The sequence below is a fragment of the Ewingella allii genome (assembly GCF_044430645.1).
Taxonomy (GTDB): Bacteria; Pseudomonadota; Gammaproteobacteria; order Enterobacterales; family Enterobacteriaceae; genus Ewingella; species Ewingella allii.
In genome coordinates this window covers 679,529-695,021 of sequence record NZ_JAWUDN010000001.1, presented here as the reverse complement: position 1 = coordinate 695,021, position 15,493 = coordinate 679,529, and the positions used below count along the sequence as shown (strand labels likewise).

The 15,493-nt window shown below is 53.2% G+C and carries 18 protein-coding genes; 10 read left to right on the top strand and 8 right to left on the bottom strand.

Going from position 1 to position 15,493, the window contains the following annotated elements; all coding sequences use genetic code 11:
* Positions 1-102: 102 nt before the first annotated feature.
* The 3 genes from pdxH to anmK form a co-directional block, all read right to left on the bottom strand.
* Entirely contained in the window at positions 103-780 is a 678-nt protein-coding gene (gene pdxH, locus SBO83_RS03390; protein ID WP_396130450.1) for a pyridoxamine 5'-phosphate oxidase, read from the bottom strand.
* Positions 781-879: 99 nt separating this feature from the next.
* Positions 880-1,188: an MliC family protein gene (locus SBO83_RS03385; RefSeq protein WP_396130449.1), complete on the bottom strand. Its 309-nt coding sequence runs from the start codon at positions 1,186-1,188 to the stop codon at positions 880-882.
* Positions 1,189-1,288: 100 nt separating this feature from the next.
* Complete coding sequence (gene anmK, locus SBO83_RS03380; protein WP_396130448.1) at positions 1,289-2,410, bottom strand: anhydro-N-acetylmuramic acid kinase; 1,122 nt, start codon at positions 2,408-2,410, stop codon at positions 1,289-1,291.
* Positions 2,411-2,851: 441 nt separating this feature from the next.
* On the opposite strand from anmK, the gene SBO83_RS03375 reads away from it, so the two are divergent.
* Positions 2,852-3,322 (top strand): outer membrane lipoprotein, encoded by a 471-nt coding sequence (locus tag SBO83_RS03375; protein WP_034791109.1) that lies wholly within the window; start codon positions 2,852-2,854, stop codon positions 3,320-3,322.
* A 154-nt stretch (positions 3,323-3,476) separates the two neighbouring features.
* Here SBO83_RS03375 and slyA read toward each other — a convergent pair whose 3' ends face one another.
* Positions 3,477-3,914: a transcriptional regulator SlyA gene (gene slyA / locus SBO83_RS03370; RefSeq protein WP_396130447.1), complete on the bottom strand. Its 438-nt coding sequence runs from the start codon at positions 3,912-3,914 to the stop codon at positions 3,477-3,479.
* A gap of 182 nt (positions 3,915-4,096) precedes the next feature.
* Between slyA and SBO83_RS03365 the strand changes: the two genes are divergently transcribed.
* The 3 genes from SBO83_RS03365 to SBO83_RS03355 are packed head-to-tail and all read left to right on the top strand — an operon-like array spanning position 4,097 to position 7,257.
* On the top strand, positions 4,097-4,333 hold the full coding sequence (locus tag SBO83_RS03365; protein ID WP_034791113.1) for a DUF1656 domain-containing protein: 237 nt from the start codon (positions 4,097-4,099) through the stop codon (positions 4,331-4,333).
* A gap of 4 nt (positions 4,334-4,337) precedes the next feature.
* A complete protein-coding gene (locus SBO83_RS03360; protein ID WP_396130446.1) occupies positions 4,338-5,195 on the top strand; it encodes an efflux RND transporter periplasmic adaptor subunit in 858 nt (285 codons plus the stop codon).
* 10 nt (positions 5,196-5,205) lie between these two features.
* Positions 5,206-7,257, top strand: coding sequence for an FUSC family protein (locus tag SBO83_RS03355; protein WP_396130445.1), 2,052 nt, complete (start codon positions 5,206-5,208; stop codon positions 7,255-7,257).
* A 57-nt stretch (positions 7,258-7,314) separates the two neighbouring features.
* Here SBO83_RS03355 and SBO83_RS03350 read toward each other — a convergent pair whose 3' ends face one another.
* Together SBO83_RS03350 and SBO83_RS03345 are read right to left on the bottom strand one after the other, a co-directional pair.
* Entirely contained in the window at positions 7,315-8,211 is an 897-nt protein-coding gene (locus tag SBO83_RS03350; RefSeq protein WP_396130444.1) for an aldo/keto reductase, read from the bottom strand.
* 130 nt (positions 8,212-8,341) lie between these two features.
* Positions 8,342-8,584 carry a DUF1289 domain-containing protein gene (locus tag SBO83_RS03345; protein WP_034791122.1) on the bottom strand — a complete coding sequence of 81 codons (243 nt, stop codon included), beginning with the start codon at positions 8,582-8,584 and terminating at the stop codon, positions 8,342-8,344.
* Positions 8,585-8,752: 168 nt separating this feature from the next.
* On the opposite strand from SBO83_RS03345, the gene SBO83_RS03340 reads away from it, so the two are divergent.
* The 4 genes from SBO83_RS03340 to rnt all read left to right on the top strand — a co-directional run bounded on the left by SBO83_RS03340 (position 8,753) and on the right by rnt (position 11,993).
* A complete protein-coding gene (locus tag SBO83_RS03340; RefSeq protein ID WP_396130443.1) occupies positions 8,753-9,361 on the top strand; it encodes a TetR family transcriptional regulator C-terminal domain-containing protein in 609 nt (202 codons plus the stop codon).
* A 137-nt stretch (positions 9,362-9,498) separates the two neighbouring features.
* Positions 9,499-10,590 carry an alkene reductase gene (locus SBO83_RS03335; protein WP_396130442.1) on the top strand — a complete coding sequence of 364 codons (1,092 nt, stop codon included), beginning with the start codon at positions 9,499-9,501 and terminating at the stop codon, positions 10,588-10,590.
* A 191-nt stretch (positions 10,591-10,781) separates the two neighbouring features.
* Positions 10,782-11,189 (top strand): lactoylglutathione lyase, encoded by a 408-nt coding sequence (gene gloA / locus SBO83_RS03330; protein ID WP_353502410.1) that lies wholly within the window; start codon positions 10,782-10,784, stop codon positions 11,187-11,189.
* Positions 11,190-11,279: 90 nt separating this feature from the next.
* On the top strand, positions 11,280-11,993 hold the full coding sequence (rnt, locus tag SBO83_RS03325) for a ribonuclease T (protein ID WP_396130441.1): 714 nt from the start codon (positions 11,280-11,282) through the stop codon (positions 11,991-11,993).
* A gap of 90 nt (positions 11,994-12,083) precedes the next feature.
* Here rnt and SBO83_RS03320 read toward each other — a convergent pair whose 3' ends face one another.
* Positions 12,084-12,437 carry a Grx4 family monothiol glutaredoxin gene (locus SBO83_RS03320; protein WP_353502412.1) on the bottom strand — a complete coding sequence of 118 codons (354 nt, stop codon included), beginning with the start codon at positions 12,435-12,437 and terminating at the stop codon, positions 12,084-12,086.
* Between the two features lie 484 nt (positions 12,438-12,921).
* Between SBO83_RS03320 and SBO83_RS03315 the strand changes: the two genes are divergently transcribed.
* Complete coding sequence (locus SBO83_RS03315) at positions 12,922-13,788, top strand: NlpC/P60 family protein (RefSeq protein WP_396130440.1); 867 nt, start codon at positions 12,922-12,924, stop codon at positions 13,786-13,788.
* 200 nt (positions 13,789-13,988) lie between these two features.
* On the opposite strand, the gene cydH is transcribed toward SBO83_RS03315, so the two are convergent.
* A complete protein-coding gene (cydH, locus tag SBO83_RS03310) occupies positions 13,989-14,264 on the bottom strand; it encodes a cytochrome bd-I oxidase subunit CydH (RefSeq protein WP_353502414.1) in 276 nt (91 codons plus the stop codon).
* Between the two features lie 150 nt (positions 14,265-14,414).
* Between cydH and purR the strand changes: the two genes are divergently transcribed.
* Positions 14,415-15,440 (top strand): HTH-type transcriptional repressor PurR, encoded by a 1,026-nt coding sequence (gene purR / locus SBO83_RS03305; RefSeq protein ID WP_034791139.1) that lies wholly within the window; start codon positions 14,415-14,417, stop codon positions 15,438-15,440.
* Positions 15,441-15,493 lie beyond the last annotated feature (53 nt).

Genomic DNA, 15,493 nt, shown 5'->3' with positions numbered 1-15,493 from the left:
CATCATGCCGCGCATGTGCCCGTTCTCTCGCCTTTACAGGGGAATGGCATAGAATAAAGCGCCCGCGACGCGAGCGCTAGGATTTAGCATTTTTTTTCGTGGTTAAGGCGCGAGGCGGTCTATTTTCCAACCAGTTACCGGCTGGCCGGGGGCTGAAGCTGGTTCTCGCTGATAAATAAAGCGGTCGTGCAGGCGATGCTCGCCGCCCTGCCAGAACTCCATCGAGTCCACGCTGACGCGGAAACCGCCCCAGAAACTCGGCAATGGCACGTCGCCCTGACTGAACTTCTGCTTCAATTCAAGGAATTTACTTTCCAGCACGCCACGGGCCGAAATGCGGGTCGACTGCTGCGACACCCAGGCGCCAATTTGGCTGTCTTTCGGGCGGCTGGCAAAATACTTCATCACTTCCAGCGTCGATAAACGCTCGGCGCGGCCAATCACCGCCACCTGGCGGTCCAGCATATGCCAGGGGAACAGCAAGCTGATGTGGGCATTGTTAGCTAGCTGCTGCGCCTTGCGGCTGCCAAGGTTGGTGTAAAACACCAGCCCTTTTTCATCGTAATGCTTGAGCAACACGATGCGCTGATACGGCTGGCCGTTCTCGTCTACCGTCGCCACCACCATCGCCGTGGGGTCGGCGAGTTTGGCTTCGCAAGCCTGCTTCAGCCAGTGTTCAAACAGCGGCAGAGGCTCGGCCGGTAAATCGCCACGACGCAGCCCGCCGCGGGTATATTCACGCCGCGAGGCTGACACATCAAATTCATTATTATCAGTCATATGAAGTTCTGTACGCGAGAAAGTGTGGTGGGGCTATTCTGCGCCTGACGCGTTGGGATCTCAATCACCCAACGCGTCAGTTAGGAGGGAATGCGGAGATTATTTTTGTACGCAGTCGTTAAGGATGATGTCATCGCCGCGCTGTACAAAGGCCTGCGGCCCTTTCGACCAGAAAGTGTAATGGCCGTCGCTATAGCGCGTGCCGGAGGCGGCGGCAACCTGTTTCAATTTAAGCTGATTGCCATCAAGCAGGAAATTGACCTGCTGCGCCGGTTTGTCCAGCGTAACGGTCAGCGGCGTGGTGCCGCATTGATAGTGCAGTTGCTCGGTGGTGGCTTCCTGCTGATGGTGGAACTGGCTACAGCCAGCCAAGGTTAACGCCGCTAAAGCGAAAATCGCCTTTTTCATCCTGATGTTCCTCATGAGTCTCGATTTACTCCGTTTAGTACCACGCCTGACGGCGTAGCACATTGAGATTAAACCGATAACGTCATAAATCGCTCAGGCTTTAGCGCGGCCCCTTATTGGGCACGGGGTAAATCGCCCCCAGCACGGTTTCCTGCGATGCGCCGGTGACCGATGGTAGATTGCCCGCCTTGCCCGACAGCGTGCGAAACGCCAGCCACGCGAAGGCCAGCGCTTCCATATCATCGCCGCTGATACCAAAGCTGTCGGTGGTGGAGACTTCGGTACCCGGCAGCATGGCTGACAGGCGCGCCATCACCAGTGGGTTGCGCGCCCCGCCGCCACAGACCATCAGGCGATCGCAGCTTCCGGCCAGCTGCACCTGCTCGGCGATGCTCACAGCGGTCAGCTCGGCCAGCGTGGCCTGCACGTCTTCAGGAGCCAGCTCGTGAACCTTGCTGAGCTGCTTCTCAAGCCAGGCAATGTTGAAATATTCGCGCCCAGTGCTTTTCGGCGCAGGCTCGGCGAAATAAGGGTCTGACAGCATCTGCTGTAACAGCGTCAGGTTGACTCTACCGCTGTTGGCCCACTCGGCGTTTTTGTCATAAGGCTGGGCGCGGTGACGCCAAATCCACGCGTCAAGCAGCATGTTGCCCGGCCCGGTGTCGTAGCCGCGAATTGGCTGGCCCGGCAGCAGTAAGGACAAGTTGGCGATGCCGCCAATATTCAAAATCATCCGGCGCTCGGTCGGGTGTGCTAACAGAGCCTGATGGAAAGCGGGCACCAAGGGCGCGCCCTGCCCGCCAAAGGCCATATCGCGGCGGCGGAAGTCGCCAATAGTGGTCACGCCGGTCATAGCGGCAATGCGATTGTTATCGCCCAGTTGCATAGAGAAGGTGGCGTCACCCTTGGGCTGGTGCCAGACCGTCTGCCCGTGACAGCCAATCGCCGTCACCTCTTCGGCAGTGATCCCGGCCTTTTTCATCAAACCTAATACCGCCTCGCCAAATAACATGCCAAGTCGGGTATCCAGTTCGCCAACCTGCGCCAGCGTCACTTGCTGGCCCTGACACATACCCAAAATGGCGTTTTTCAATTCAAGAGGAATAGGATGAGAGTAGCTGGCCTGCTGCGCCACCATGCGCTCATCAATGGCGGCCAGAACCACGTCGACACCATCCAGACTGGTGCCGGACATCACGCCAATGTAGCGTCCTGATTTCATAGATAACATCCTCGAATCTCCCGTGAAAAGGCCAATAAAGGCGGCTCACTTAAATAAAAATATTACTGCGTCAACTTAACCAGAATTCATCTAGCAACGCTATGAGTTGAACAGGTTTTATTGCGCTATGTGATTGGTGTATTTGTTTTTTGTTAATCAGAGACTATTTTGGGAACCAACCGGAAATAAAAAGTGACTAAGAGTGCAATTGACTCACCGACGGCCCGAATCCCAGACAAAGCTGTCTAAAACCTAAACCACCGTTTATTATTAGTTGAAGAGGCCTAATGTACTATGGGTCTTAAGTACCTTAGTCCTGGTTCGCTAAAAAGAAGACTCGACACCCTCGACAGGATGTTGAAATGTGGAATGCATCATCTACGCTATTGCTGGTTATATGATATGACGCTGCGATGACGTGACTTTAAACAGGAGCAATTTATGATTAAGCGTTTTCTGGCTGTCGCCCTTGCGGGTGTGACTCTTGCTGGTTGTGTCAGCGACAACACCGCCTCTGGCGATGTGTACTCATCCTCGCAGGCGAAACAAGTTCAACAAGTCTCTTACGGCACGATTCTGTCTACACGTGCGGTACAGATCCAAGGCGGCGATGACAGCAACATCATCGGTGCTCTGGGTGGTGCGGTTCTGGGTGGCTTCCTGGGTAACACCATCGGTGGCGGTGCAGGTAAAAGCCTGGCAACAGCCGGCGGTGCGGTACTGGGTGGCGTAGCAGGTCAGGGTGTACAGAGTACGCTTAACCGTTCTAACGGTGTTGAGCTGCAAATCCGCCGTGACGACGGCAGCACCATTCAGGTGGTACAGAAAGTCGGCCCAACCAAATTCAGCGTGGGCCAGCGTGTTAGCTTAGCCACCAGCGGCAGCACTGTGACGGTATCTCCAAGCGCCTGATAATATCGGCATGGAGTTAACCCAATAAAAAAGCCGGGAGTGAAAGCTCCCGGCTTTTTTTTGGTTTGGCAACATCGTCGCATTACCAAAAAAGAGTGTGCTGTATGCAAAAATAAAACAGAAAGCCGTTTATTCAACGGCGGGTATTAGCGAATTATTGTGATTTACTTTGTAAAGAAGCGATGTTTTGTTCAAGGCGCGCCAACATTCCCGATAGCTGCTGGATATCCGCCGGGGACATGCCGCTGAGGATCTCTTTGCGCGTTGAATCAATCACTGACTCCATCGCATTGATGATCGGAGAGGCTTCCTCGGTCAATTTGATGCGTTTTGCACGGCGATCGCTGGCGCACGTTTGACGGGTGATCAGTCGCTTTTCTTCCAACTGGTCGAGCGTTCTCACCAGAGAAGGCTGCTCAATACCAATGGCTTTTGCCAGCTGAATCTGCGACTGTTCAGGCGGTAACATGTTGATATTGTGCAAAGTTACCCAATGAGTCTGCGTCAACTCCAGCGGTTTTAAGCGTTCATCTATCAACGAGCGCCACGCACGAACTAATCGTGCTAGATCTGATCCAAGGTTCGATTCCAATTATCCCCTCCTTATAATTAGCATGCTAAGATAACTCCCCAGAGTTTAGCCTAGTTTTCGGAATTTTAATCGTGTAATTACATTTCTATATATACTGGATCTTATTACCGTCAGTTAACGAGTTAGCTTCAACTCCCTGATTGACCTTGTTTATAACACAATCACCCGCAGAGATTAATATTGTGGATGCGCAAATCTTTCATACAGGCTACCCGCTCACGGATTTAGTCTTAGGGGCTTCGCTTTATTTCCCTCCGATCTTCAAAGCCATTTTACTGGGATTGCTTTTCTGGATTTTAATCCACCACCTTTTACGCGATTGGATCTATTCCGGCGAAGTGTGGCATCCGACCTTGATGGACTTATCTCTTTTCGTCATTTCTATTTGTGGTGCCCTGCTACTGCTGATCAACGAGTAAGAAAATGAAATTTAAAACGCTTAAATATTTCTCCACGGTGTTGGTCTTTGCGGTCGCTTTATGCGCGGGTTGGTGGATGTGGAATTACTACATGCAGTCGCCGTGGACCCGCGACGGCAAGGTGCGCGCCGAGTTAGTGGACATCACACCAGAAGTCTCCGGCCGAATTATTGGCATCAATGTGCATGATAATCAACTGGTTAAGAGCGGTGACCTGCTGTTTACGCTCGACCCACAGCCTTTCCAAATCGCTCTGGATAACGCACAGGCCGCGCTGGCCAAGGCCGCCGCCGACCTTGATAAAGCCAATCACGAGGCGCAGCGCCGCCGTGGGCTGGGTGCCGGGATTGTCTCTGCCGAGACGCTGGATGAGTCCAATATCGCCGCCAAGGCGATGAAAGCCCAGTATGAAGCCGCGCAGGCCTCTCTTGAGCAAGCCCAGTGGAATCTGAGCAAAACCAAGATCTTTGCGCCAACAGACGGCTATATCACCAATCTGCAAACCCGCCGTGGCAACTACGCCACTACCGGCACGCCGCTGGTGGGGCTGGTTGATACCCACTCCTTCTATATTTTGGGCTATTTTGAAGAGACCAAGCTGCGCCATATCAAAGAAGGCAGCCGGGCGAATATCACTCTTTATAACGGCGATATTCCGTTGCAGGGAGAGGTCGAAAGCATTGGGCGCGCCATCTATGACCAGAGCGTCGACCCGTCTGCCGACTTGCTGATGAATGTGAAACCCAACGTGCCTTGGGTCAGGCTGGCCCAGCGCGTGCCGGTGCGCATTAAGCTGCTCAATGTGCCCGCCAACGTGGTGTTAGTCGCCGGAACCACTGCCACTATTTCCGTGCACGACTAAGGCCGGTGACGTGAATCTCTCTTGGCTTGAATGGAAAAATACTCCGTGGGGCAAAGCTACTGGTGGCCAGTGGCGCTACGCTCTGCGCAATTCAATCGCCATGTGCCTGTCGCTGTACATCGCCTTCGTATTGCAGCTGGATGACCCATACTGGGCGCTGACCTCCGCCGCCGTGGTGAGCTTCCCCACCGTGGGCGGCGTTATTAGTAAGAGCATTGGCCGGGTAATTGGCAGCCTGCTCGGCGCGCTGGCCTCGGTGCTGATTGCCGGACACTGCCTGAATGAACCTTGGTTATTCACCTTTGCCATCGCCGCGTGGCTGGGGCTGTGCACTTACGTTTCCAACCACTATCAAAACAACGTCTCCTACGCTTTCGCTCTAGCGGGCTACACCGCCGCCATCATCGCGTTTTCCACCGTTAACGTGACTGACACTGGCAAAATTTTCGACATCGCCCAGGCCCGCGTGTGTGAAGTGATCACCGGCATCCTGTGCGGCGGCTTTATGATGATGATCCTGCCTAGCACCTCCGACGGCGACGCCCTGCTCACTTCGCTGCGCAAGATGCATGCCCAGTTGCTGGATCACGCAAAACTGCTGTGGCGGCCAGATATCACCGAGCAAATTCGCACCTCGCACGAGGGCGTAATTGGCCAGATCCTCACCATGAATTTGCTGCGTATTCAGGCGGTCTGGAGCCACTATCGGCTGCGGCGGCAAAATAATCTGCTCAATTACCTGCTCCACCAGCAGCTGCGTATGACCAGTTACATCTCCAGCCTGCGCCGCATGTTGCTCAACTGGCCGCAGCCTCCCGAACATCTTTATGAAACGCTGGAAACCTTGATTGAGGCGCTGCGTGATCCGGAAAGCAACAAATACAAAATTGCCCGCATCCTCAGCCAAATCAAGCCGCACGACACCTCCGACTACCGTTATCAGGCGTTTTGGAAAAGGCTGCGCGACTTCTGCTGGCTCTATCTGCATAACGAGCGCTGGCTGCGTCGGGTGGAAAACACCAACGCGGCGCAGGTGGAATTCTTGCAGCCGCCGCGCGCCAGCCGCCTCACCGAGCACACCGACACCTACGAAGCGGCCTATAACGGCTTGCGTACCTTCCTGTGTATCGTGATTGCCTGTGCGTTTTGGATGAGCACCCAGTGGAGCTCCGGCACCTCGGCGGTGGCGCTGACCGCCGTCAGCTGCGTGCTCTACTCCTCCACCGCATCGCCAATCAGCAGCATTACTCTGCTGATTAAATCTCTGCTGTTGCTGTTTGTCGGCTGCTTCATTCTTAAGTTCGGGTTGATGATCCAGCTGAATGACTTCTGGGTGTTCTGCGCCTTTTTGCTACCGATTTTAGTCACCATGCAGATGATGAAATTGCAGTACAAAAAGTACGCCGGGCTGTGGGGACAACTGCTGGTGTTCAGCGGCTCATTTTTGGCGGTGACTAACCCGCCGAGCTACGACTACGGCGCGTTTATCAATGATGGGATTGGCCGGATCGTCGGCGTGATGCTGGCAGGCGTGGCTTTCCAAGTGCTGCGACCAAGCTCGGATAAACGCAAAAGTCGGCGCATTATCCGCGCCCTGCGCCGGGACTTCATCGACCAGCTAAGTCGCAAGCCGCAGCTGAGCCATTTGCAGTTTGAATCGCTGATTTATCATCGCATCAACCAGCTCAATCAAAGTAAAGATCAGGTTTCGCGGACTTGGCTGCTGCGTTGGGGCGTGGTGCTGCTCAATTGCAGCCATATCGTCTGGCAGCTGCGCGAGTGGGAGATTCGCTCGGACCCGCTTTCTGCGGTGCGGGATGTCTGCATTCACTGCCTGAAAGGCATCATGACCGAACGCGGCGTCAGCCATACGGTGCTGGATTCAAGTTTGGCGGAGTTATCGCGGATCAGCGAATCCTTGGCGCATCATCCTGATGAATCAGCGCGGGAACTGGCGGGGATTATTTGGCGATTGTATTGCTCGCTGTCACAGCTACAGCAGGCGATTTCTATCGAAGAAGTGGCGGCTGAGAATAATAGTTCACAGCCGACACAGGCATAACTCAGAGGCAATGGCGCTGTGGCAAAACGCCGCTACAGCGCCAAGGAAAAGCATTAATTAAGGTACATCGTAGCCCAAAGCCGCCTTGCGAATACGGAACCACTGCTGGCGCGTCATCTCCAAGGACAATGACTTCCACGCCGACTTCACGCGGTCGATTTTGCCAGAGCCAATAATTGGCAGCGGCTGAGACGGCAGGCGCAGCACCCACGCATAGACCACCTGCTCAATACTGTCCGCGCCAATCTCTTCGGCGACCTGTTGCAGCTCATCGCGCAGCGGCTGGAACTCAGCGTCGCTAAACAGACGGCCGCCGCCCAGACAGGACCAGGCCATTGGCTTGATGCGAAGCTGTTGGCAAAGATCTAAAGAGCCGTCGAGAATGGCTGGCTGATGGATTGGGGAGATCTCAAGCTGATTGGTCACTAGCGCGAACGGCAGGCGTGACTGCAACAGGGTGAACTGCGCCGGGGTGAAGTTCGACACGCCGAAATGCTTCACCTTGCCGCTTTTGTGCAAGCTGGTGAAGGCTTCTGCTACTTCGTCGGCATCCATTAACGGGTCCGGGCGGTGGATCAGCAATAGGTCCAGACGGTCGGTGTGCAGATTGGTCAGTGACTTCTCGGCGCGCTCAATAATGTATTGGCTGTCGGTGATGTAGTGGCCGATTTTATTCGCCGGGTCCGCCTTGGTGGCGATACCGCATTTGCTCACCAGCTCCATCTTTTCACGCAGCGCGGGCTTGAGGCGCATTGCCTCGCCAAAAGCCGCTTCACAGGCATAGCCGCCATAAATATCCGCGTGGTCCGCCGTGGTGATGCCCAGCTCAACGTGCTCTTCAATAAAGCTCAGCAGCTGTTGCGGGGTCATATTCCACTCCATCAGACGCCAGTACCCGCTAATCATGCGCGAGAATTCCGGGCCTTGGGTGGAGAGTAAGGTACGAGGATCCATGTTATTACCTCTATCGATAGGTTATTGAGTTAATAGTTGAAAGCTGAATAGTTTAAGCATACAGAATTGGCAGCGGCCTGTATTGATCTCCGCCACGCGAGCAAGTTGAAAGGTGAGCTGGTGCTAAAAATTAAAAAAGAGTGGGCTGTTCGGGCTGGGCGTCGTCATCGGGTTTCTTGGCGGCGCGCTGCAAACGCAACAGGCGCTGATGACACAGGCGCAGCACGTGGCGCTTTTCAGTGTCCGTCATGGTCATCCAGCCAAAACGCTCTTCGCGGCTGCGCAGGCAACCACGGCAGAAGCCGCGATTATCTGCCTGGCAGATACCACGGCACGGGCTGGGAATGTCAAAAAACTCTAACTGTTGAGCCACAGCGACTCCCTATCGAGCATTGAACTCTTATTGAAGACGCTTTAACGCATTCCCGCAACCCCCATTTACCCGGCGCCGGATTGCCCGGCGTCGCGCCAACGTGTCAAAATGTGCTCTACTCCACATTTAAGATTGACCTAGACTGATCGGTCTAATACTCTCAGCAGCATGAACAAGATGACACATTCACATTGCGATACACGCGAACATTTATTGGCAACCGGCCAGGAACTCAGTTTACGACTGGGCTTTAACGGCATGGGGCTGACTGAACTGCTGAAAAAGGCCGAAGTGCCTAAAGGCTCGTTCTATCACCATTTTCGCTCGAAAGAGGCCTTTGGTGAGGCAATGATTCAGCGTTATTACGACAGTTATGATGCGCATCTGCTGGCTATGTTCAGCGCGCCGCAGGGGAATCAGCGTCAACATCTGCTGAACTATTACGCGCAGACTATTACCAACTTCTGCGCCAGCGAGAATCACAATGCCTGTCTGGCGGTGAAGCTGTCGGCAGAGGTCAGTGACCTGTCAGAGCCTATGCGTCATGCCCTGGAACAAGGCACCGTGCGGGTGGTGGGTCGCTTAAAAGATGCGGTGGAAAAAGGCATTGCCGAAGGGTCGCTTCAGGTGCCGTTCTCCCCGGCAGCCACGGCGTCAGCGCTCTACTCTATGTGGCTGGGTGCGTCATTGCTGGCTAAGATCAAACGCTCTGTCACCCCGCTGGCTACTGCGGTAGAAACGATAGAAACTTTTTTGCAGGTTCCGAATAAGTCCTGATTGTCTTAAGACAGTCAGGGTAATGCGTCAACGGCGCGGTGAGTTGCCGCGCAGAAAACTTAATCAGGTCGAATTTTTGACCTCTTTTTTAAGATATGAATCAGACCGACCAGTCTATTACTCAGGAGTTTTAGAAAATGACCAAGCTTTTTACCCCGATTGTTGTCGGAAATAAAACCTTACCGAATCGCGTATTCATGGCTCCACTGACTCGTCTGCGTAGCATTGAGCCGGGTGATATCCCTACCCCACTGATGGGTGAATATTATGGCCAACGCCACACTTCAGGTTTGATCATCACTGAAGCGACTCAGGTTTCATTCCAGGCGAAAGGCTATGCTGGCGCACCGGGCCTGCACACCCCAGAGCAGACTGCTGCATGGAAAAAAATCGTGGCTGGCGTGCATGCCAAAGGCGGCCATATCGCCGTTCAATTGTGGCACACCGGCCGTATTTCGCACAACGATGTGCAGCCAGACCACCAAACTCCGGTGTCGGCCTCGGCTATCAATGCCAACACCCGTACCAGCCTGCGTGATGCACAGGGCAACGCCGTTCGCGTTGACACCCCGACGCCACGCGCGCTGGAACTGAGCGAAATCCCAGGCATCATCAATGATTTCCGCCACGCAGCGGCCTGCTCTCGTGAAGCAGATTTCGACTACATCGAACTGCACGCCGCGCACGGCTACCTGTTGCACCAGTTCATGGCTCCGGCTTCTAACAACCGTACCGACCAGTACGGCGGCAGCATCGAAAACCGCACCCGCCTGACGCTGGAAGTGGTTGATGCCGCTATCGAAGAGATTGGCGCAGAGCGCGTGGGTATTCGTATTTCTCCACTCGGCCCGTTCAACGGTCTGGACAATGGCGAAGATCAAGAACAAGCCGCGCTGTACCTGCTCGATGAGCTGAACAAACGCAATCTGGCATACCTGCACATTTCTGAACCAGACTGGGCAGGTGGCAAGCCTTACTCTGACGAGTTCCGTGCAGCGATCCGCGCCCACTATAAAGGCGTGATTGTCGGCGCGGGTGCTTACACCGCAGAGAAAGGCGAAGACCTGATTGAAAAAGGTTTCATTGACGCCGTGGCGTTTGGCCGCAGCTACATTGCAAACCCAGACTTGGTTGAACGTCTGAGAAACCATGCACCACTGAACGAACCACAGCCAGAGACTTTCTACGGCGGCGGCGCTCAGGGTTACACTGACTACCCGACGTTATAAAAACCGCGAGTCGCAATAAAAACGGCGAGTTCTTATAAAACGAAGAGTAACTAACGGGTTGGTTTAAAAGCCATTAGTGCAAAAAATCGACCCTTGCGGCAGCCGCCCCTCCGGCTGCCGCTTTTTTTGCCTGAATAGCGAATATCAGTTAGTCTGTTATCTATTACTTACCCCTGCATTCAGAGGAATTTATGCGCTTACTTCATACCATGCTTCGCGTTGGCGACCTGCAACGCTCAATCAGTTTCTATACCGATGTTTTGGGCATGCGCCTGCTGCGTACCAGCGAAAATACTGAATACAAATACTCTCTGGCCTTTGTTGGTTATACCGATGAAAGCGAAGGTGCAGTGATCGAACTGACTTACAACTGGGGCGTCGAAAGCTATGATCTCGGCACGGCCTATGGTCATATCGCTCTTGGCGTAGATAACGTTGCCCAGACTTGCGAAGACATTCGTAAAGCCGGTGGTAACGTGACGCGCGAAGCCGGCCCGGTGAAAGGCGGTTCTACCATCATCGCTTTCGTCGAAGACCCGGACGGCTACAAAATCGAGCTGATCGAATCTAAACATGCGGGTCAAGGTCTGGGTCACTAATCCCGCCTTCCGCTATCAAGGGCGCATAAGCGCCCTTTTTTGTTGCCCTTTTTTCCTCCCCTCCTGCAACTGACAGAAAAATTTGTCATAATGCCGGCTGAATTCGATGAAGATAAGAAACTAATGGCCGAGAATAGTGACATTAACGCCCTGAGAGGCCGATTTCGTGGTTTTTATCCCGTAGTTATCGATGTTGAAACCGCAGGATTTAACGCCCAGACCGATGCGCTGCTAGAAATTGCCGCCATTACGTTAAAGATGGATGACGAGGGTTGGCTGGAGAGCGACGAAACGTTGCATTTCCACGTCGAGCCTTTCGAGGGTTCCATTCTGGTACCGGAGGCGCTGGCCTTTAACGGCATAGACCCGACCAACCCCCTGCGCGGCGCGGTGAGCGAATATGATGCGCTACACGCGATTTTCAAAGCCATTCGCAAGGGAATGAAAGAGCAGAACTGCAATCGGGCGATCATCGTGGCGCACAATGCCAACTTCGATCACAGCTTCCTGATGGCTGCCGCAGAGCGCGCCGGGCTGAAACGCAACCCTTTCCACCCTTTTGCCACTTTCGATACCGCCGCACTCAGCGGATTGGTGCTCGGACAGACGGTGTTGGCGAAAGCCTGTATCAGCGCCGGCATGGTGTTCGACAGCAGCCAGGCGCACTCGGCGCTGTATGACACCGAGCAGACGGCCAAGCTGTTCTGTGAACTGGTAAACCGCTGGAAGCGTCTTGGTGGCTGGCCACTGCCGGTGGGCGATGAGACTGCAGCGCCGAGCGAGACAGACAGTCAGGCTGAATAAGTGGGCTTGGCGGAATTCGACAGATAAAAAAAGAGCGGCTCAGATGGCCGCTCTTTTTATTTGCTCTGCTATTACAGCGGGAGCCTGAAATTACTCAGGTTGCTGCTCTTCAGAAGATTTGTATTTCTCAGCAGTTTCTTTGATCAGCTGCTGTAGCTCACCGCGCTGGTACATTTCAATCACGATGTCGCAACCGCCAACCAGCTCGCCGTCTACCCACAGCTGCGGGAAGGTTGGCCAGTTAGCATATTTTGGCATTTCAGCACGGATATCTGGGTTTTGCAGGATATCAACGTAAGCGAAACGCTCACCACAGGCAGAAAGAGCCTGAACCGCCTGAGCAGAGAAACCGCAGCTTGGCAGCTTAGGTGAACCTTTCATGTACAGAAGGATTGGGTTTTCGGAAACCTGCTTCTGGATCTTTTCAATAGTTGGTGTGGTCATTTCTTGCTTCCTCAAGCCAAAGCTGGCTGTCACGGTCATTACTCATTATGCGCAGGCTGCTTATGGGAACCCGCAGCCTTTGTCGCTTGTCTTCTATTGTAACGATGGCTGGCATGGGATAAAAACGCCATTTTTTGCAGGGTTTTTCTCCACTGCGCCATGCATTATTCAACTGCCTGTGCCATTTTTATTAAAATGCCTCACAGGTCGCAAAAATAAACAGTCATTCAGAATAACATTTTTGCCTAACAAATTTAACTGCCGAATGAGCCTTCCGCACGGCATAGAGCATTATTTCAACTCACTGAAATATGGTGCTTTTAAAACCGTTTAATGACTATTTTCTCAGCATTTAAAATGCTATTAACTTTTTCTCACAATATGATCTAGAATCGAGGCATTTCGTGCTGTTTTGTCCGGTTCATTTGGGCAATACTCTGACATCTATGATGTTTAACTTTGGGCCAATATTGGTAACGACGCCATGCGTTTATTGATTACGCTTTCCGTACTGCTATTTACCCAGCTATTTCTTAATTTGGCGCACGCAGCGCCAAACGCTAACGTTTCCGCCGATCATAAGAAAAGCCACGTGAGTCAGGCTAAACCCGATGAGCGCCGAAAGCGAAAAGCCGTGGCCAAGACCAGTAAAAAGTCCAAGGCAGAGCCGGTAAAAGAAGAAAAAACCAAAACCAGTAAAACGAAAGAATCGAAAGAAACGAAAAAGGCCGCACCGGCCAAGCTTGCTCACCATCAGCGAGCTGAAAAGAAAATCACCAAAGTCGCGTTACGCAAAACCGAAACCAAAAAAGAAAGTCGAACGCTGGCCAAGAACGAAACCAAAAAGAACGGCAAAAAAGCTTACGGGCGTCACCGAGGTGACAAAGACGTTCTGGCAAAAAACAGTAAACCCATAACATTAAGCGCCGCGCACAAAAAACGTTACCAACACGCGCAGCAAACAGCGATGACCAAGTTGATGCATCAGGTTGGCAAACCTTATCGCTGGGGTGGGACTTCACCGAATACCGGATTTGATTGCAGTGGTTTAGTGTATTACGCCTATAAAGATTTGATTCGCATTAAAATGCCGCGCACCGCTAACGAAATGTACCACCTTCGTGACGCGGCGCCGGTTAAACGCGGTGAACTGGAGAGTGGCGATTTAGTCTTCTTCAGGATCAGCAAGCGCGGCGCAGCAGACCACGTGGGCGTGTATCTCGGCAACGGCAAGTTTATCCAGTCACCGCGAACCGGTGAAGATATTAAAATCACCTCCTTGGGTGACGATTACTGGCAAGATCACTATGTTGGCGCGCGTCGCGTCATGACGCCTAAAACGATTCGTTAAGTCGGCCCCACCGCTAATCAGTCACTGAATAGCATTTAACGAAACGCTTATGAAATTGTTGAGTCAAATTCGAGCACAGCAAGACGAAAACAAAAAGGGCGATCCCAGTGATGGGGTCGCCCTTTTCTCTATTTATTTAACTTTTCTAACTAGAACCGAACACGGTTTAACGCGCCTAAGCCCTACTCGGAATGAGAGGATTAGTGCATTACCGCCGTGAAGCTAAAGGCCAAAATCATTGCCAATGCGCCGACTGTCGTGATCAATGCGAATTTCAGATTGCTGTCCATGAAAACTCCTTGTGGATCAAATGCGGCCACGCCGTAAGCCATACAGTTTGTGTGCCAAAGCAGTTTCTCACAGTTTCCCGCTAAAATCTCGTGATCATTCCCTGCCTTAACAAGACTTTTTACTTCCCCTTTTCCGCGATATAAGAGAAAATTCGCGGTTACCACGCTGCGTGCCGGTCGATTCATCCCGATGTTCTTTCAGACAGCTGTCCTTTTCTGAAAAACCCACCAACGATTTCACTGCGCTTTTATTGTTCAGCAGTCAAATCCACGCAAGCAAACGATTAACATAATGCTAACGTGCCAGAGCACGTCGGTACAGGAGTCATTCTTTTCATGGCAACGATAAAAGATGTCGCAAAGCGGGCTGGCGTTTCCACCACTACCGTGTCGCACGTCATCAATAAAACACGTTTCGTCGCCGAAGAAACTAAAGCCGCCGTGCAGACTGCCATTAAAGAGCTGCACTACTCGCCTAGCGCCGTGGCTCGCAGCCTCAAGGTTAATAACACCAAGTCTATCGGCTTGTTGGCAACCTCCAGCGAAGCGCCCTACTTCGCCGAAGTTATCGAAGCCGTTGAAAATAGCTGCTTCGCCAAAGGCTATACGCTGATTTTATGTAACTCGCACAATAACCTCGATAAGCAACAGGCCTATCTGGCGATGCTGGCGCAAAAGCGCGTCGACGGCTTATTGGTGATGTGCGCCGAATACCCGGACGCCCTGTTGGACATGCTCGAAGAGTATCGCTCCATCCCTATGGTGGTGATGGACTGGGGCGAAGCGCGCAAGAATTTCACCGACAGCATTATTGATAACGCCTTTGAAGGCGGCTACATGGCCGGGCGCTATCTGATTGAACGCGGTCATCGCGATATCGGCGTGATCCCCGGCCAGCTAGCCCGCAACACCGGCGGCGGTCGCTTCCAGGGCTTCGTCAAAGCCTTAACCGAAGCCAATATTCCGCTGCGCGAAGAGTGGGTAGTGCAAGGGGATTTCGAGCCGGAATCCGGCTATCAGGCGATGCACAAGATTTTGATGCAGAAGCAGCGCCCGACCGCCGTTTTCTGCGGCGGCGACGTGATGGCGATGGGGGCAATCTGTGCCGCTGACGAAATGGGCCTGCGCGTGCCGCAAGACATTTCGGTGATCGGCTATGATAACGTGCGTAACGCGCGCTACTTTTCTCCAGCCCTGACCACCATCCACCAGCCGAAAGAGCGTCTGGGCGAGATGGCCTTCACCATGCTGCTCGACCGTATTGTCAGCAAGCGCGAAGAGTCGCAAACCATCGAGGTTCATCCGAAACTGGTTGAGCGCCGCTCAGTGGCCGACGGCCCGTATCGCGACTATCGTCGTTAATAGCGCGCCGCGAATAAAATAGTGAACCGACCAACGCCTGCTCCCATGCAGGC